Source organism: Mycolicibacter minnesotensis (assembly GCF_010731755.1).
GTDB classification, from domain to species: Bacteria; Actinomycetota; Actinomycetes; order Mycobacteriales; family Mycobacteriaceae; genus Mycobacterium; species Mycobacterium minnesotense.
This window is the reverse complement of sequence record NZ_AP022589.1, coordinates 2,198,439-2,215,905: the sequence shown is the minus strand read 5'-3', so window position 1 is coordinate 2,215,905 and position 17,467 is coordinate 2,198,439. Positions and strand designations below refer to the sequence as shown.

Genomic DNA, 17,467 nt, shown 5'->3' with positions numbered 1-17,467 from the left:
CGCGTCACGGCAATGTTGCATGCTCCTTCAGGATAGGTGTGAAAGCGGACGGAGGTGCAAGGCCAGTGAACGCGGCGATGCTGGGCCCCCTGGTGGCCGCGGTACTGGTAGCCGCGATCGCCCGGCACCACCAGTTGTCGGCCCCGCTGGTGCTGGTGATCACCGGCCTGTTGGTGGGGCTGATTCCCGCGGTCCCCGAGTTCACCCTGCGGCCCGATCTGGTGCTATTCGTGATCCTGCCGCCGCTGCTGTGGTCGGCCGGGCTGGAGAGCTCCTTCATCAGCATGCGCCGCAACAAGCGCCCCATCCTGCTGCTAGCGGTCGGCCTGCCGTTGGCCACCACTGTCGCCGTCGGCGCGGTCGCCTACTTCACGGTGCCGGCACTGACCCCGGCCGCCGCTCTGACGCTGGGTGCCATCGTGGCCCCGCCGGATGCCGTCGCTGCGACGGCGATCGGCCGTCGGCTCGGGCTGCCCCGCCGGATCATGACCCTGCTCAGCGGCGAGAGTCTGCTCAACGACGCCACCGCACTGACGCTCTACAAGGTGGCCCTGGCCGCGGCGATAGGCGCGGCGACCGGCTGGGGTATGGGCCTGGCGACTTTCGCGATGGCCGCGGTGGGCGGCGCGGTGACGGGGGTGGTGTTCGGATCGCTGATCGTGATCATCCGCGCCCGGCTGTCCGACCCGCTGGTGGAGAGCGCGGTCGGTCTGGTGGCGCCCTTCGTGATCTATCTGGTGGCCGAAGAGATCCACGGCTCCGGGGTGCTGGCCGTGGTGGTCGCCGCGTTGATTCTGGGCCAGCGCTTCACCCGTGCCCACCACGCCACCCGCCTGCAGGACCAGGCCGTCTGGCGCGCCATGCAATTTTTGCTGGAGTCGTTGGCGTTCCTGCTGATCGGTCTGCAGCTGCCCACGGTGGTGCAGGACATGCATGGGGTGCGGTTCTCGACACTGACCTTCGCCTCGCTGGCGGTCTTCGGCACGGTACTGGTGGTCCGCGCGGTGTGGATGGTGGTCTTCGCCTATGCGCCCCGCTCGCTGTCGGCGAAGATCCGCCAGGACGAGCCCGCCCCCACGCACGGTCAGGTGCTGGTGCTGTCGTGGGCGGGGATGCGCGGTGTGGTCTCCCTGGCGGCCGCGTTCGGTGTTCCGTTGACGACGTTGTCCGGAGAGCCGTTCCCGGGCCGCCCTCAACTGGTCTTCCTCACGTTTGTGGTGGTCATCGGAACCTTGCTGCTGCACGGGCTGACCCTGCCGTGGATGATCCGGCGACTCGGCGTGCAGGCCGAACAGGCCCACGCCGACGCGCTCGCCTCGGCCAACGCGCAAGACAAGGCGGCCCGAGCAGCCGCCAACCGGCTCGATGAGGTACTTGCGTCGACCGAGCCGTCGCCGGCCAGCGAGCGAGCCGCTGAGGCGTTGCGTGGCTGGAACACGCGGCGGCGTAACGCGGCCCGGGAGCGGTTGCGCCGCTTCGACCCCGACGCTGACGCCGACAGTGACGAGACCGCCGCCGCGGCGTTTCGCCGGCTGCGCCTGGAGATGCTGATCGCCGAGCGCGCGGCGCTGATCGCCGAACGCGACCAGGGGCGCATCGATGATCAGGTCCTGCGCGCGCTCATGTACCGGCTGGATCTGGAAGAGGCGGCGCTGAACGTGGACTAGCGCCGCCGCCGGCGCGCACGAATACAGTTGGTCGCATGAGTGTGCTGACGTCACCGAAGACCTACACCGGGCTGGCTGCTTTCCAAGCCGCCGACGCGGTGCTGTGCGCCATCCCCGCCCCGTTCATCAGCACGGCGCTCGACACCGTCGAGTGCCCGCAACAGATCCGGCCGGTACTGCCGATCGTCAAAGCGGCTTCGGCTGTCGGTCTGTTGTCGGTGCACCGGTTTCCGGGGCTGGCCAGACTGACCACCGCGGCGTTGACGCTGTACTTCGTTCTCGCGGTCGGAGCCCACGTCCGCGTCCGCGACAGCGTCGCCAACACCGTCCCGGCGGCATCGTTTCTGGCCCTGTTCGCGGCCATGACCCTGCGTGCGCCGCGCCGCTGGCCGTGACCGACAGCTAGGGCTGGCCGGGCAGCAGGCGCACCATCAGCCCCTGCGCCTGCGCCAGCACGGTCCCGTCGGTGTCGGTGAGTTCGGCGCCGATGAAGGCTTTGCGGCCCTCGACCCGCTCGACCCGGCCGTGCACCAGCAGAGGGGTGTCGATCGGGGTGACTTTGCGGTAGTCGACGTGCAGGAATGCCGTCCGGCTGATCGGCCGGTTTGCGGCGTGCACCACCATGCCAAACATCCAGTCGAACAGCAGCGGCAGCACGCCGCCGTGCACCGCTGAATTGCCTCCCACATGAAACCGGCTGAACGCGCCGTTCATCGAGACGCCGTCGGGTTCGAATCGCGTGACTCGCCACGGCGGCAGCAGCAAGCTACCCATGCCCGGCAGCGAGGGAGCTCGCCCGGCCGGGGCGACGCCTTCCGGCGCCGGATACTTGTCCAGCAGCTCCACCAGCGCCTGGGCGCGGTCGGCAGCGTCATCCCAGGTGGCCTCGTCGGGGTCGGCGGACACCGACAAGTCCAGCAGGCGGCGCATCGTGGTGACGTACCGCGCGAAGCCCGCACTCGGATCGACGACAGCGTGGTCGGGGAAGCCTCCGTGGCTGGCGTAGTCGGGATCGACGTCTTCCGGCCGTGCCTCGCTCACGCGCTGTCCCCGACGACGTCGCGTCGCACGATCGTCTGTTCGCGTCCCGGACCGACTCCGATGCAGGAGACCTGAGCCCCGGCGATCTCCTCGATGCGCGACACGTAGTCGCGAGCATTGGCGGGCAGGTCTTCGAAGGTGCGCGCCGTGGAGATGTCCTCCCACCAGCCCGGGAGTTCCTCGTAGACCGGCTCCGCGCGAGCGAACTCTTCCTGGGTCATCGGCAGTTCGTCAGTGCGTTTGCCGTCCACGGTGTAGCCGACGCAGACCGGCACAGTCTCCAGGCTGGAGAGCACGTCGAGCTTGGTCAGGAAATAATCTGTGATGCCGTTGACCCGGGTGGCGTAGCGGGCGATCACCGCGTCGAACCAGCCGCAGCGACGCTGACGGCCGGTGGTGACCCCGACCTCGCCGCCGGTCTTGGACAGGTATTCGCCATGAGCGTCGAACAGTTCGGTGGGGAACGGCCCGGAGCCGACCCGGGTGGTGTAGGCCTTCAGGATGCCCAGCACCGTGGTGATGCGGGTCGGCCCGACGCCGGATCCCACCGCCGCGCCGCCCGCGGTCGGATTGCTCGACGTCACGTACGGATAAGTTCCGTGGTCGACGTCGAGGAGGGTGCCCTGCGAGCCTTCCAGCAGCACGTTCTCACCGCGGTCGAGCGCGGCACCCAGCAGCAGGCCGGTGTCGGCGATGCGGTGCTTGAAGCCCTCGGCCTGCTCCAGCAGATCTTCGAGGACCTGCTGGGGATCCAGTGCCTTGCGGTTGTAGATCTTGACCAGCACCTGGTTCTTGAAGTCCAGGGCGGCTTCGATCTTGTTCGCCAGTGACTCCTGATCGAGCACGTCGGCCACGCGGATCCCGATCCGGGCGATCTTGTCCTGATAGCAGGGCCCGATGCCGCGGCCGGTGGTGCCGATCTTCTTGCTGCCCATGTAGCGCTCGGTGACCTTGTCGATCGCGACGTGATAGGGCATCAGCAGATGTGCGTCGGCGGAGATCAACAGTCTCGAGGTGTCTACGCCACGGCCTTCCAGGCCCGCCAGCTCCTCGAGCAGTACCCCGGGATCGACCACCACACCATTGCCGATCACGTTGGTGACGTGTGGCGTCAGGACCCCGGAGGGGATCAGGTGCAGCGCAAAGTTCTCACCTGTGGGGAGCACCACCGTATGGCCGGCATTGTTGCCACCCTGGTAGCGCACCACCCACTGCACTCGTTCTCCGAGTAGGTCGGTGGCTTTACCTTTGCCCTCGTCGCCCCACTGGGCGCCGATGACGACGATTGCCGGCATGGATTTCTCGCTAACTGTCTTGGCTTACTGTGGTCCAGCCGGGGAATGAGCCTATCCGAAGCGATTCACAAGGAGCGTGTTGAACGCCACTAACGGCATTAAGAGCCTCGATGCCGCCTGAAACCACCGTGCTGCTCTTTGCCGGACTACCCCTGCCACGACCCCTCCGCGGACTGCCAACTGTGCAGGTCGGAGGCGAAAATGACGTCAATCTGATGGATGCCGCAATTGATCGCTACCGCCGTCTGGTGGTGGTGGGCACCGACGCGGATCTGGCGCGAACTCTGACCCGGCTGCTGCGCACCGACCGCCTCGACATCGAAGTCGGCTACGCGCCACGACGGCGTACGCCTGCCACTGCCGCCTACCGGCTCCCGGCCGGGTGGCGGGCGGCACGGCTAGCACGGCGCGGCGCGGGCCGACCGGCACCGTTGATCCGCGACGACGCCGGCACCGCCCTGGTCGGTGTCGGCCGGTGGCTCCCGGTCGACGGCGCGCAGGCGCTGCGCGGGGAGGGCGTCGTGGACGACACCACGCTGTTCGACGGCGAGGTGGCCGAAGTGCTGATTCAGCCGATCGGCGTGGCACCGGGCCTGCGCGCCGGGGTTCCGCGACGGCGCGGCCGGGTGGCCCGCTGGGCGACGGGACGCGCAGCGCAGCTGGGCACCACCGGCGCGGTGGTGGTCCGCGACGGCACCTTCAGCAGCAGAACGGTGAAGCGGTCTACCTTCTACCGTCACATCGAGGACTGGCTGCTGGTCCGATGACGGCGCACCGTCGACGCAGCCGATAGGTTCACGGGCGTGAACGTCCATCCCCTGCGCGGCCAGGCGGTTCGTCCCAGTCCAGTGTTCCTGGCGCTGATGGCCCTGACGGCCCTCGGCGGAACGCTGGCGTGGCAGGCGGGTGAGGAGATCCGGCCGCTGGCCTACGCCGGGGTGTTCGTGTTCGTCATCGCCGGTTGGCTGGTCTCGTTGTGCCTGCACGAATTCGGCCACGCCTACACGGCGTGGCGCTTCGGTGACCACGACGTGCAGATGCGCGGTTATCTGACCCTCAACCCGCTGCGCTACACCCATCCGGCACTATCCCTGGTGTTGCCGATGGTAGTCATCCTGTTGGGCGGTATCGGGCTGCCGGGCGGAGCGGTCTTTGTGAACACCTCGTTCATGACACCGCGTCGACGCACACTGGTCAGCCTGGCGGGACCGGCAGCAAACCTGATCCTGGCGGTACTCCTGCTGAGCGCCGCTCGGACGCTCTACGACCCGGCGCACCCCGTGTTCTGGTCTGGGGTGGCGTTTCTGGGATTCCTGGAGTTGACGGCGATGGTGCTGAACCTGTTGCCGGTGCCGGGTTTGGACGGCTACGGCGCGCTGAAGCCCCATCTGAGCCCCGCGACGCGCCGCGCCGTCGCACCGTTCCAGCAGTGGGGTCTGCTGGTGCTGATGATGCTGCTGCTCGCCTCGCCCGCCGTGAACCACAAGTTCTTCTCGCTGGTGTTGTGGTTCTTCGACCTGTTCGACGTCCCGCGCGCACTGGTGTCCTGGGGTTTGAGCCTGACCCAGTTCTGGAGCTCCTGGTTGTGAGATCGAGGGCCAACCCCGGGCGTACGTGAACCCCACTTCACGCCCGTAAACGGGACCGTCGGCCTATATTCACCTCCCATGGGCGCCGGCCATGAACACCGTCACACCGACACCCGACTGTCCCGGATGGCCCTCGGCGCCGCGATCCTGACCGCGTTCTTCGCCATCGAACTGACCACCGCGATCACCATCAACTCGATGGCGCTGCTGGCCGACGCCGGCCATCTGCTCACCGACCTGGCCGCCCTGTTCATGGGCGTGGCAGCGGTGATGCTGGCCCGGCGGGGCAGCGCGTCACCGTCGCGCACCTATGGTTGGCACCGCGCAGAGGTGTTCACCGCGGTCGCCAACGCGGTGTTGCTGATCGGGGTGGCCACCTTCATCCTCACCGAGGCGATCCGCCGCATCGGCACCGCGCCGGACGTGCCCGGTATGCCGATGATCGTGGTCGCCCTGGCCGGGCTGGTGGTCAATATCGGCGTGGCGCTGCTGCTGCGGTCGGACTCCGCACAGAGCCTGGCGGTGCGCGGCGCGTATCTCGAGGTGATCGCCGACACCGTGGGCAGTGTGGGGGTGTTGATCGCTGGAATCGTCACCCTCACCACCGAATGGCCCTACGCCGACGTGGTGGTCGCGGTCTTCGTCGCGCTGTGGGTGCTGCCGCGCGCGTTCGCATTGGCCGGCGCTGCACTGCGGATCCTGTCGGAGGCCTCACCGAGCCATATCGATGTCGCGGAACTCCGCGCGGCGCTCGCCGCCCTCGACGGGGTCACCGACGTACACGACCTGCACGTCTGGACGCTGGTCCCGGGCCGGGACATGGCCACCGCCCATCTGGGGGCCACCAGCGACGCCGGCCGGGTGCTCGCCGACGCGCGGGCAGTCCTGGCGGCGCGCGGGCTGACCCACGCCACCGTGCAGGTGGAACCGCCCGGGCAGGGCGCGGGCTGCTCGATCAGTTGATGGCGCCGGCGGTCAGCTCAGCCCCAGCGGCGAGCGGGCGCCGGGGTCGCAATCGTCAAGCAGCTGCAGACAGCGCGCCAGCTCGTCTGTCTCCCCGATGTTGTCGGCGGCACGCGCCAGCGCGGCGACGCAGCGCAGAAAACCTCGGTTGGGCTCGTGCGAATACGGCACCGGACCGTATCCCTTCCAGCCGTTGCGACGCAGCTGGTCCAGGCCCCGGTGGTACCCGGTGCGTGCATACGCGTAGGCAGTGACCGCGTTGTCTTCGGCCAACGCCGCTTCGGCCAGCGCCGCCCATGCGACCGACGCCGCCGGATGCGCGGCCGCGACAATCGCAGGGTTCTGGTTGGCCCGCAGGCCGGCCTCGGCTTCGGGGTCGCCGGGCAGCAAGATCGGTTCGGGCCTGAGGAGATCACCGGAGAGAGTCACGCCATCCATTGTGCCGTCCCCGGCCAGCCACTCCCGCAAGCCGGCGGCTGGCTCAGTAAACTGGCGGCAGCCGATCCGAATCAGCCGGCGGACATTGGAGGATCAGCCACTCATGCCGAACCCACCGGAACCGGACAACGCCGAGCCGACCGAAGGCGCCACGGCCACTCCCACAGATCAGCCCGACGGTGACGAGCAGGTCACCGAGATTCAGCCTGTCACCTCAGCGGATCACGAGTCAGCGGCGGAAGCCGAGGCCGTCACCGAAGTGATCACCACCGAGGTCCCACCCGCCGCACCCGCGCCCGACGGTTCACCGGAGCGCCGCTTCACCGCCCCAGGTTTCGATGCCGGGCACACCGAGGTCATCCCGTCGGTGGGTGACGCCGAGACCGAGCTGATCGCCCAGCAAGGCGACGATGCGGGGAAGGCGATACCGCAACAGATTCCGGCGCGGCTTGGCGTCAAACTGCCAGCCACCGTGTCACGCAGCTGGGGCTGGGTGATGGCGGTGATCCTGATCATCTTGGCGCTCGCCGCCATCGCGGTGCTGGGCACGCTGTGGCTGACCCGCGACACTCGGGCGGCCGCGTCGCAGGAAGAGCACGTCCGCACCACAATTTCGAACTTCGACGTCGCCATGCAGAACGGTGACTTGGCCGCGTTGCGCAGCCTCACCTGCGGCGACATCCGCGACCGCTACGTCAACTACGACCAGAAGACCTGGGACGACACCTACCGGCGGATCGCGGCGGCCAAGCAGTATCCGGTGGTGGCCAGCATCGACGAGGTCGTGGTCAATGACGGTCAAGCCGAGGCCAACGTCACCGCATTCATGGCCTACGAGCCGCGGGTCCGCTCAACCCGCAGCTTTGACCTGCAGTTCCGCGACGACCAGTGGAAGATCTGCCAGTCCCACGGCAGCTAGCCCAGCCTCATTGACTCTGCGCCCACGGCGGGGGTCACTCGGACTTCTCCGCCGTGGACGCAGAGTCAACGCCTAGCTGCTGAGGCTCTTGCCGGCGCTGTGCAGGTCGTTGCAGGCCTCGATGACCCGCTCGGTCATGGCGGCCTCTGCCTTCTTCAGGTAGCTGCGCGGGTCGTAGGTCTTCTTGTTGCCGACCTCGCCGTCCACCTTGAGCACGCCGTCGTAGTTGCTGAACATGTGCGCGGCGATCGGGCGGGTGAACGCGTACTGGGTGTCGGTGTCGACGTTCATCTTCACCACGCCATAGCGCAGCGCTTCCTCGATCTCGGACTTCAGCGATCCCGAGCCGCCGTGGAACACGAAGTCGAACGGCTTGGAGCCCTGCGCCAGGCCCAGCTTGGCCGAGGCCACCTGCTGGCCCTGCGCCAGGATGTCCGGGCGAAGCACCACGTTGCCCGGCTTGTAGACACCGTGCACGTTGCCGAAGGTGGCGGCCAGCAGGTACTGGCCCTGCTCGCCGGCGCCCAGCGCGGCGACGGTCTTCTCGAAGTCTTCCGGCGAGGTGTAGAGCTTCTCGTTGATCTCGGCTTCCACGCCGTCCTCTTCGCCGCCGACCACGCCGATCTCGACCTCGAGGATGATCTTGGCGGCCACCGCCTTGGCCAGCAGCTCCTGCGCGATGGTCAGGTTCTCATCGATCGGTACCGCCGAGCCGTCCCACATGTGCGACTGGAACAGCGGGTTCTGGCCGGCCTTGACGCGCTCGGCCGAGATGGCCAGCAGCGGCCGGACGAAGCCGTCCAGCTTGTCCTTCGGGCAGTGGTCGGTGTGCAGGGCCACGTTGATCGGGTACTTGGCGGCGATCACATGGGTGAACTCGGCCAGTGCCACCGAACCGGTCACCATGTCCTTGACGCCCAGTCCAGAGCCGAATTCGGCTCCGCCGGTGGAGAACTGGATGATGCCGTCGCTGCCCGCGTCAGCAAAGCCCTTGATCGCCGCGTTGATGGTCTCCGACGACGTGCAGTTGATCGCCGGGAACGCGTAGGCGTTCTCCTTGGCGCGGCCCAGCATCTCGGCGTAGATCTCGGGGGTGGCGATGGGCATGGGGAATCTCTCCTCTGAGCTGACCAAAACTGCCTTCGAGTATCGCAGGGGCGGTTTCGCCGGTGCCCCCCGGTATGTTGGTGCCTCATGAGCACCACCGTGGTCGCGATGCCCGGCTTCCTGGATCCGATGTACTGGCTGGGCGCCGGGGGCATCTTCCACGGCGCCGTACTGCCGGCCATCCTGGTGGTCGTCTTCATCGAGACCGGTCTGCTGTTCCCCCTGTTGCCGGGGGAATCCCTGCTGTTCACCGGCGGCCTGCTGGCCGCCAAGGGACTGGCCCCCGACATCTGGATACTGGCACCCGCGGTGGCCGTCGTGGCGATCCTGGGCGATCAGTGCGGCTATTTCATCGGCCGGCGAATCGGGCCGGCGCTGTTCAAGAAGGAAGACTCCCGCTTCTTCAAGAAGCACTACGTCACCGAGTCGCACGCCTTCTTCGAGAAGTACGGGCCGTGGGCGATCATCCTGGCGCGGTTCGCACCGTTCGTCCGAACATTCGTGCCGGTGGTGGCGGGTGTGTCGTACATGCGCTATCCCGTTTACCTGGCGTTCGACATTGTCGGCGGCGTGCTGTGGGGCGGCGGGGTGACGACGCTGGGTTACTTCCTGGGCAACGTTCCGTTCGTCCACGAGAATCTGGAAAAGATCGTCCTGGCGATCCTGTTCGTGTCGATGATCCCGGCGTTCATCGCCACAGCGAAGGCCTTCCGCAGCCGCCGCGCACCCTCGGTTGGCACTGACTCTGCGCTGACGGCGCAGAACTCCGAGTAGGCCGCACCCTCAGCGCAGAGTCATTGCGCGGGCACGGTCGCGACGACGTGCGCGGCCTCCATCAGCATCCAGCCCCCCACCTGCACCGACAGGTCACGTTCGGGCACCTCCGACTCACGTACTGCGCCGGCGATGGAGGTGGCCACCGCACCATCTGCGCGTGGCACCCCAGCGATCCGGTCCCAGAACGCACCGAACAGCGGCAACCCGTCGACGGACTGCCGGTAGTCCCAGGCCGACTTCGCCGAAGACAGCACCAGCTTGCCGGCTGTGTCACGCGCCTGGGCGTCGGCGTCGGACTCCCCCGGCAGGTCGGTGGCAACCAAGGCCAGGTAGCGGGCGGTGATCCCGGCGAACAGCCCGCCGTCACCGCCGCCTGCGCCCTTGATCACTCCACCCGGGGCCATGTGCTTGCTGATCGCGGCCACCAGCCGGTGGACCCGCTCGGCATGTCGCGGCGCACCGGTACGCGCGGCCAGCTCGGTCTCCAGCCCGAGCACCACCCCCTGGCAGTAGGTGTACTGCGCCCGAACCAGCGAACCACCCCTGATGCCGTCGAAAACCAAGTCGGTGTCCGGGTCGATCAGGGTGGCGTCGATCCAGTCGCCCATCTCCCTCGCACGGTCGAGCCAGCCGGGTTCGCGGGCCAAGAAGATCCCCGCCGGACCGTTGGCGGGGGCATTAAAGAACGGCTCGGTGAACTGCTCGTCCTTGCGCCACGGAATGCCGCCGCCGGCTTCGGGCATCCACGAGTCGGTCAGCTCACGAGTCAAGGTGCCCAGCGCGCGGCGCCGGTCGACACCGGTCACGCCGGCCGCGCGCTGGATCGCCAGCGCCAGCCAGGCCATGTCGTCGTAGTAGGCGTTGGTCCAGCGGCCCACGTTGCGCAGCCGGTGGGTGCGGATCTGCCGCTTGATCCGGTTGGCCCGTTCCGGTTGCGGGTCACGCAGCTGGGCGTCGACCAGGCAGTCCAGCAGGTGTGCCTGCCACCAATAGTGCCAATGGGGGGCGCGCCGGATCGGCGGCCACGCCACCACCCCGAGCTGGGTGCCCGGCAGGTGCCAGAGCGACTTGAGGTGTCTCGCGGTGACGGCGGCCTCGGCGCTTTCGGCCCGATTAGCCCAGAGCAGATCCATGGCCCTAGATCCTGCCCTACCAGGCCTGGTCGAGGTGTCCATGCCGGCTGATCCAGGCGTGCATGACGATTCCGGCGGCTACGCCGACGTTGATGCTGCGGGTCGAGCCGAATTGGGCGATCGACACCGCCAGGTCCGCGCCGGCGCGAACCTGATCGCTGATGCCGAGTCCTTCGCTGCCGAACACCAGCACGCAGTCGGCGGGTAACGCAGTCTGCTCCAGGCGCGTCGCTCCGGCCACGTTGTCCACGGCGACAACGGCGAGGCTGTGCGCGGTGGCGAAATCCAAGAGATCATCGGCGGTTTCGTGATGCAGTAGCCGCTGATAGCGATCGGTGACCATGGCGCCCCGCCTGTTCCACCGTCGGCGACCCACGATGTGCACGGTGTGCACGGCGAAGGCATTGGCGGTGCGCACCACCGAGCCGATGTTGGCGTCGTGCCCGAAGTTCTCGATCGCGATATGCAGCCGGTGGCGCCGGCTGTCGATGTCGGCGACGATAGCCTCGCGGGTCCAGTAGCGGTAGGCGTCGACGACGTTGCGGCGATCTCCCTCGCGCAGCAACTCCGGGTCGAAGCGGGGATCGCTGGGCCATTGCCCCTGCCACGGTCCCACCCCGTTGGCCGGCGAGAACCACTCGGTAGGACCGGGAGAGTCGCCGGGTTCGCTCACGAAGTGGTCCACACGGCGGCGTGGGTGCCTACCACCGACACCGAGGGGTACAGCAGGGCGGAGTTGATCTCGCCGTGCGTGCACAGCGATGTCGGTACGTGCACCGAGTTCAGCGTCGCCTCCGGCAGGATCAGGACCGAGGAGCCGGCCGCGCGACAATCCGCGCCCAAGCCGGGCATGGGCGTCGACGGTCCGGCGACCAGCATCAGCGGTCCGCCACGTGCCTTAGCCCCGTCGAGGTAATGGCCTGCCACCGCGTCAGCAGACAGATTGAGCACCATATAACCGAGGCCGGTGAACGCCTTGGGATCACCCAGGGCCGTCGGCGCCAGCGGCATGCCGTCGGCCCGGTAGGCCGCCACGCCTTGAGTGGTGAGCTGCAGACCGGTGTCTCCCGGGTTGACCGGCGCCAGCCCCACCGGGAACGCCGCGGCATAGGCCACCGTGGTGTCTTTGATCCGGTCTGCGGGCGAATAGACATAGACCCCACGCACGGCACTGCGTTCCTTGAGTGGCCCCAGGCAGACGGTTCCGTTCAACCGGTCGGGGTCCTTGGCCGACAGCGGCGTCGGCGTCAACTCCCCCAGCAAGGCGCAGCTGCCCAGGCCCGTGGCCTCGATCGGATGCGCGGGGGTGCCATACACCCCGAATCGCAGGTCGCCGGCCGCGGCGTGTGGAGCTGGGGCATTCGGGGCGCCGACGACCTGAGCCGTGACGTCGATCAGTGCGTAGTCGACTTCCCAGCGCAGGTTGGAGACGGTCATCTCCCAGCCCAGCACGGTCAGGGCCGAATCGATCCGGGCTCCCTGGGCGCCGTAGGGCCCGGTTGCGGCGGAATCCGAGCAGGCGGCCGCGCAGGTCACGGCCAACGCCGCCATCATCGCGATCAGTCTGCGCACAACCGTCCTCGGGGCGTTCAGCCCAGGCCCAGTTCGGCCAGCCCGAGCACACTGCGGTACGGCACGCCCTCGGCCTCGATGGCCTCGGCCGCTCCGGTGGCACGGTCGACCACGGTGACCACACCGACCACCTGCCCACCGGCCTCACGCACCGCACGCACCGCCGTCAACGCCGAACCACCAGTGGTGCTGGTGTCCTCGACCACCAGCACCGGTTGACCGGCCACGTCGAAGCCTTCGATAAGACGTTGCATGCCATGGGCTTTCACCGACTTGCGCACCACGAATGCGTCGATCGGACGTCCCGGAGCGTGCATCACCGCGGTCGCCACTGGGTCCGCACCCAGCGTCAGGCCGCCCACGGCGACATAGTTCCAATCGTCGGTGAGTTCACGCACCAGCCGCCCGATCAGGGCGCCCGCACGGTGGTGCAGGGTGGAGCGGCGCAAGTCCACGTAGTAGTCGGCTTCGGCCCCCGAGGACAGCGTCACGCGGCCGTGCACCACCGAGAGCTCACGCACCAGCGCGGCCAGCTCTTGGCGTTCGTCGTTGTTAAGTGCGGCCACGGCCCCTCCCGAACGTGTTGGTCAGCGTGCGCGACAGTCCGCGCGGAATCAACCTGCTGACGCCTACCAATGTCTTGTACTGCAGGCCGGGCACACTGACCACCTCGCCCCGGGCGATGTCGGCCAGGCTCGCCGTAACGACGTCGTCGACCTCCATCCACATAAACGACGGCAAGGTGGCCATGTCGATTCCGGCGCGCTCATGGAATTCGGTGTGGACGTAGCCGGGACAGACGACGTGGATGCCGACGCCGGTGCCGTGCAGGCCGCCGGCCAGGCCTTCGGTGAACGACACCACCCAGGCCTTGGACGCCGAGTACGTCGAGCCGCGTCCCGACAGCAACCCGGCGACGCTGGCGATGTTGATGACGCTGCCGCCACCCGCCTCGATCATCGCGGGCAGCGCGGCCCGGGTCAGCTGCATGACCGCGGTGACGTTGACGTCCAGTTGCGACTGCAACAGAGCGGGGTCGGCGGTCCAGAACTCCCCGGACGTGCCGAAGCCGGCATTGTTGACCAGCACCCGCACTCCGGCGTGTAGGCGCTCGGCCACTCGCCCACGGCCGTCGGCGTCCGTCAGGTCGGCGGGCAGCACCTCGACGGCTCCGCCGTAGCTGCCGCGAAGCTCGGCGGCCAGCGCTTCGAGGCGATCGACATCGCGAGATACCAGGACCACGTCGTAGCCGTCAGCGGCGTAGCGGCGGGCATAGCCCGCTCCCAGCCCGGAGGTGGGTCCGGTGACCACGGCAACGGGGCGAGACATGACGGACAGCCTAACGAAGCCGCCAGTGTGGACCGGCGTCGGCCGTCAGCGCTGGTGGTGGGCGGTCTGCCGACCGTTGCGGCCACCCGGGGCGTGCAGCACGTCCGAAGACTCCCGGCTCGGCCGGCGCCGTGGCAGCGGTTCGGCCGCCGGGGCGGGACCGCCCGGTGCCGACGCGGCCGGCCGCGATGCCGCCGCCGGAACCTGCTCACCCGCACTGTCCTCGGACGCCTCGGTGGCGCCCGCTGACCCCAGCGGCCGGCTGGGCTGCCCGTTGCGCCGTCCCGCTGAGGCGCCAACGGCGTCGGCGGGCTGGCTGCGTGGGTTGGGTGGCAGCACCCGCAATAGGTCGTTGAATTGGCGGACGCTGCGCAGGCCCTCGTCCCATTGGGCGCGGGTACTGGTGACGGGCATACTCACCAGCGTCCAGTTCGCCTCGTTCCACATGATTTCCGCGCAGTCCGGGGCGGTGTGGGCGAATGTCACCATTCGCCGGTCGCAGGCCCGCCGGGCGGCGTCGAGGTTGGTCGAGTACACCATCCGCGGGCCGATCGCGCCGAGCAACCAGATGTCGTTCTCGCGCGGTTCTTTCAGGCCCTTGAGCCGCACGTCGACGACCACGTTCGTGCTGACCTTGCGGTGCAGCGCGATCACCGTCGCCACTTCGTCCAGATCGAAGATGTAGACGGCTTCGCCGCGGATCTGGCCGAGTACGACATTGCGCACCGGCGCTTCGCCCACCGTCGACATCACGCCGCGCTTCCAGCGGTGCAGGATCTCAGCGGATTCGGGCTCGAAGTCGAAACCGTGGGAGCGAGCCCAGGACTTGCGGCGCCGACTGCGGCCGCGCCGCTGGTCGATGTCCACGTACAGCAATACGGCCGCGCTGACGAAACACAGCGCGGACAGCGTAAACCAAAGCGGGACCATTGCGCCTAGCGTATCTGTTCTCGGCCCCGAACTGAGAATGGTTCCTGATCACAACCCTGTATCAGCAGTATTCCAGCAGGTCACGTCACAGTTCGATCGCGTTGGATCCGCCGAAGATGGTGGACCCGTTGACGTAGGAGATATAGACGGGCTGCTGAGCGAACGGGATGTTGCCGGTGTTCATCGTGGCGCCACTGCCGGCGAGCACGCTCGGGCTCAGGGAGCCGGCGGCGGCCGAGTTCACCGTGTAGGAGTAGAGCAGCGTCGAACCGTCTGCGGAGTAGACCTGAACCGTCGTTCCGTCCGGCAGGAGGCCGCCGGCGGTCGGCGTGACGTTGCCCAGCACCGATGCCGGCATCGTGCCGTAGACCCCGCCGGAATCGATCACCGCGCTGACGGACTGGGGTGGCTGGCCGTCGATGCTCACCAGGAGGGTGGCGTAGGGCGACCCGTCGACCGTGGTCCCGCCGGTCAGTGGGTTGTCCCCGAACACCATCGCTCCGTTGGTTTGATCGAGCAGTACACCGTTGCCCAGATCCCCGGGAAGATCCGCGGTGGGAATGTTGTCGGGGCTGGGACCGACAGCATTGGCCCCGATGCCCAGTACGCCGTCCACGTTTGCCGGCCCTAGGTAGTCGCCGATGGACCAGGGACCGAAGACGTTGAAGTCGGCAGGGAAGGCGAACAGCACCGCGTCGACGGTGGTATCGGCGGTGACGGTGGCCCCGGCGGCGTCGGTGAAGGTGACGGTGGTCGGGAGCTCGGCATAGAAGTAGTCCAGCGAGCCGCCGTATTGGCCCAGGTTGAAACCGGTGGGCAGGCCGGTGATGCCGGCCCAGTTGATGTCCGAGATCGGTATGGTCAGGCCCGAGGAGCCGGTGTCGACCAGCACGGGCACCGCTGCCCCGCCACCCACCGAGATGTCCACCACCGGCTCTGTGGCCGCGTTGACCTGCAAGGGGACGGTGAAGGTGTCCGGGATCGTGGCGGCCAAGCCCGACGCAGCGGCACTGCCTGCCACGCCCGCGTCGGCGGCTCCACCGAAGATCCACTGGTCCAGGTCGTTGATCGGGGTGTAGACGAGGTTCTGATACCAGCCGTCGAACAGCGTGTCCAGCGAAGCCAGCGCGGTACCGGGGTCGGTGTCTGCGGCTATCCCGGGGTCCATCGCGCTGAGCACGTCGATCATGGGCTGGAACAGATCATCGATGTCGGCGTGAGCCGGCGAAGCGGAGATCCCCAGGGTGAGCAGCACCCCGGCCGCTGCCGTGACGCCGATCGTGCACCGACGAGCCGTCATCTTCCGAACCTCCCCGCAGGAGGTCGCGGGCATCCGATGAGCCGCGACCGAGGGCGTCAGCTAACCCAGTCAAGGGCGCAGAACACCAGGGGATTCACCCAAGAAACCGCCAAATTTCGCGGGGCCGCTCAGCGGGGTCGGTGGATCAGGGTTCGATGAGGGTGCCGCCGACGATGGTCTGCCCGCCGGGCACCTGGTAGTTGATGTAGACCGGTTCCTGGGCGAACAGCCAGTTTCCGGTGTTCATGCTGGTCCCGTTGGTGACGTACGGGCTGCGCACGGCTCCGTCGGCCGGGTTGTCCGAGTAGGGCGTGTTGCCGACGGTGTACTGGTACAGCAGCTGCCCGGACGGGGTGTAGACCTGGATCTGGGTCCCGTTCGGCAGGTAGCCGTTGACCGGCGTCACACCCGAGTTGGTCAGCGCCGATGACGGCATGGTGCCGAAGACCCCACCGGAGTCGATGACGCCGTTGACCTGGGTGGGTAGCGCGCCGTTGATGCTTACGTAGAGGGGCGACCAGGGCGCGCCGTTGATCACGGTGCCGCCCTCATACGGGTTGTTCCCGAAGATCAGCTGGTTGTTGGCCTGGTCGATCAGCACACCGTTGCCTAGGGTGCCGGGCAGATCGGCGGTCGGAATGTGGTCGGGGGTCGGTCCGAGCGCGTTCGGTCCGATCCCCAGGATTCCGGTGGAGGAGCCGGCCAGGTAGCTCTCGATGGACCAGGAGCCGAAGGGATTCAAATCCGACGGGAACGCGAACAGCACGGCGTCCACCGTGGTATCGGCGGTCAGCGTGTCCCCGCCCTCGCCGGTGAAGGTGACCGTGGTGGGCAGCTCCACGTAGAAGTAGTTCAGTGCGCCACCGAACTGACCCATGTTGAAGCCGGTGGGCAGGCCGGTGATACCGAAGGGGTTGATGTTCCAGATCGGCACGACCAGACCTGCCGCACCGGTGTCGACCAGGACATCGACGTCTGCGCCGCCACCGACCGAGACGCTGATCACCGGCTGGGTGGTGAGGTTGACGTCCATCGGAACGGTGAAGCTGTCCGGCAGGTCGGCCAGCGGGGTGTCCGGTCCGTAGGCCGCGGCACTGCCCGGCAGGTCCAACGTCGATCCGAACAGCCACGGAGCAATGCTGTTGAGGGGGGTGTAGATGAGGTCCTGGTACCAGCCGTTGAACAGGGAGTCCAACGAGGCCAGCGCGGCACCCGGATCGGTGTCAGCGGCGATGCCCGGGTCGACCCAGCTGATCGCGTCGATGAAGGGCTGGAACAGGTCGTCCCAGTCGGCTTGAGCCGAAGGGGCGGGGGCACCCAGTGCCAGGACGGCTCCCACGGCACCGACGGCGCCCACCAGACGATGGCGACGAGCTGACATGGTTACCCCTCCAGATGAACAACGGT

At 67.9% G+C, this 17,467-nt stretch carries 19 protein-coding genes; 7 read left to right on the top strand and 12 right to left on the bottom strand.

Features of this window, described 5'->3' with window-relative positions; genetic code table 11:
- Nucleotides 1-65 precede the first annotated feature (65 nt).
- Both G6N09_RS10285 and G6N09_RS10280 read left to right on the top strand, forming a co-directional pair.
- Complete coding sequence (locus G6N09_RS10285) at nt 66-1,667, top strand: Na+/H+ antiporter (RefSeq protein WP_083022580.1); 1,602 nt, start codon at nt 66-68, stop codon at nt 1,665-1,667.
- A gap of 35 nt (nt 1,668-1,702) precedes the next feature.
- The gene (locus tag G6N09_RS10280; RefSeq protein WP_083022579.1) at nt 1,703-2,062 is read left to right on the top strand and encodes a DoxX family protein; all 360 of its coding nucleotides are present in this window, start codon (nt 1,703-1,705) and stop codon (nt 2,060-2,062) included.
- A gap of 7 nt (nt 2,063-2,069) precedes the next feature.
- Here the strand turns inward: G6N09_RS10280 and G6N09_RS10275 are convergent, their stop codons facing one another.
- Both G6N09_RS10275 and G6N09_RS10270 read right to left on the bottom strand, forming a co-directional pair.
- Complete coding sequence (locus G6N09_RS10275) at nt 2,070-2,708, bottom strand: PaaI family thioesterase (protein WP_083022578.1); 639 nt, start codon at nt 2,706-2,708, stop codon at nt 2,070-2,072.
- Nucleotides 2,705-4,003, bottom strand: coding sequence for an adenylosuccinate synthase (locus tag G6N09_RS10270; protein WP_083022577.1), 1,299 nt, complete (start codon nt 4,001-4,003; stop codon nt 2,705-2,707). The genes G6N09_RS10275 and G6N09_RS10270 overlap by 4 nt, the downstream gene beginning before the upstream one ends.
- A 110-nt stretch (nt 4,004-4,113) precedes the next feature.
- On the opposite strand from G6N09_RS10270, the gene G6N09_RS10265 reads away from it, so the two are divergent.
- From G6N09_RS10265 to G6N09_RS10255, 3 genes are all read left to right on the top strand, one after another.
- Nucleotides 4,114-4,770, top strand: coding sequence for a peptidase M50 (locus G6N09_RS10265; protein WP_083022576.1), 657 nt, complete (start codon nt 4,114-4,116; stop codon nt 4,768-4,770).
- A gap of 36 nt (nt 4,771-4,806) precedes the next feature.
- Entirely contained in the window at nt 4,807-5,592 is a 786-nt protein-coding gene (locus tag G6N09_RS10260; protein ID WP_083022575.1) for a site-2 protease family protein, read from the top strand.
- A 78-nt stretch (nt 5,593-5,670) separates the two neighbouring features.
- The gene (locus G6N09_RS10255; protein ID WP_083022574.1) at nt 5,671-6,555 is read left to right on the top strand and encodes a cation diffusion facilitator family transporter; all 885 of its coding nucleotides are present in this window, start codon (nt 5,671-5,673) and stop codon (nt 6,553-6,555) included.
- Between the two features lie 12 nt (nt 6,556-6,567).
- Here G6N09_RS10255 and G6N09_RS10250 read toward each other — a convergent pair whose 3' ends face one another.
- A complete protein-coding gene (locus G6N09_RS10250) occupies nt 6,568-6,984 on the bottom strand; it encodes a DUF3151 domain-containing protein (protein WP_083022794.1) in 417 nt (138 codons plus the stop codon).
- 112 nt (nt 6,985-7,096) lie between these two features.
- Here G6N09_RS10250 and G6N09_RS10245 point away from each other — a divergent pair, with 112 nt between their 5' ends.
- The gene (locus tag G6N09_RS10245) at nt 7,097-7,912 is read left to right on the top strand and encodes an Rv0361 family membrane protein (RefSeq protein WP_083022573.1); all 816 of its coding nucleotides are present in this window, start codon (nt 7,097-7,099) and stop codon (nt 7,910-7,912) included.
- A gap of 72 nt (nt 7,913-7,984) precedes the next feature.
- On the opposite strand, the gene fbaA is transcribed toward G6N09_RS10245, so the two are convergent.
- Complete coding sequence (gene fbaA, locus G6N09_RS10240) at nt 7,985-9,019, bottom strand: class II fructose-bisphosphate aldolase (protein ID WP_083022572.1); 1,035 nt, start codon at nt 9,017-9,019, stop codon at nt 7,985-7,987.
- A gap of 87 nt (nt 9,020-9,106) precedes the next feature.
- Here fbaA and G6N09_RS10235 point away from each other — a divergent pair, with 87 nt between their 5' ends.
- On the top strand, nt 9,107-9,793 hold the full coding sequence (locus tag G6N09_RS10235) for a DedA family protein (RefSeq protein WP_083022571.1): 687 nt from the start codon (nt 9,107-9,109) through the stop codon (nt 9,791-9,793).
- 20 nt (nt 9,794-9,813) lie between these two features.
- Here the strand turns inward: G6N09_RS10235 and G6N09_RS10230 are convergent, their stop codons facing one another.
- The 8 genes from G6N09_RS10230 to G6N09_RS10195 form a co-directional block, all read right to left on the bottom strand.
- Nucleotides 9,814-10,929: a glycoside hydrolase family 76 protein gene (locus G6N09_RS10230; protein WP_083022570.1), complete on the bottom strand. Its 1,116-nt coding sequence runs from the start codon at nt 10,927-10,929 to the stop codon at nt 9,814-9,816.
- 16 nt (nt 10,930-10,945) lie between these two features.
- Entirely contained in the window at nt 10,946-11,602 is a 657-nt protein-coding gene (locus G6N09_RS10225; protein ID WP_234806885.1) for a TrmH family RNA methyltransferase, read from the bottom strand.
- Complete coding sequence (locus tag G6N09_RS10220; RefSeq protein WP_083022568.1) at nt 11,599-12,501, bottom strand: hypothetical protein; 903 nt, start codon at nt 12,499-12,501, stop codon at nt 11,599-11,601. Before G6N09_RS10220 ends, G6N09_RS10225 begins: the two co-directional genes overlap by 4 nt.
- A gap of 17 nt (nt 12,502-12,518) precedes the next feature.
- The gene (gene pyrE, locus G6N09_RS10215; RefSeq protein WP_083022567.1) at nt 12,519-13,067 is read right to left on the bottom strand and encodes an orotate phosphoribosyltransferase; all 549 of its coding nucleotides are present in this window, start codon (nt 13,065-13,067) and stop codon (nt 12,519-12,521) included.
- Nucleotides 13,054-13,830, bottom strand: a complete 777-nt coding sequence (locus G6N09_RS10210) for an SDR family NAD(P)-dependent oxidoreductase (protein ID WP_083022566.1) — start codon at nt 13,828-13,830, stop codon at nt 13,054-13,056. Before G6N09_RS10210 ends, pyrE begins: the two co-directional genes overlap by 14 nt.
- Nucleotides 13,831-13,875: 45 nt before the next feature.
- Complete coding sequence (gene ttfA / locus G6N09_RS10205; RefSeq protein WP_083022565.1) at nt 13,876-14,760, bottom strand: trehalose monomycolate transport factor TtfA; 885 nt, start codon at nt 14,758-14,760, stop codon at nt 13,876-13,878.
- An 85-nt stretch (nt 14,761-14,845) separates the two neighbouring features.
- The gene (locus tag G6N09_RS10200) at nt 14,846-16,060 is read right to left on the bottom strand and encodes a PecA family PE domain-processing aspartic protease (protein ID WP_083022564.1); all 1,215 of its coding nucleotides are present in this window, start codon (nt 16,058-16,060) and stop codon (nt 14,846-14,848) included.
- Between the two features lie 145 nt (nt 16,061-16,205).
- Nucleotides 16,206-17,441 carry a PecA family PE domain-processing aspartic protease gene (locus G6N09_RS10195; RefSeq protein WP_083022563.1) on the bottom strand — a complete coding sequence of 412 codons (1,236 nt, stop codon included), beginning with the start codon at nt 17,439-17,441 and terminating at the stop codon, nt 16,206-16,208.
- Nucleotides 17,442-17,467: the final 26 nt, after the last annotated feature.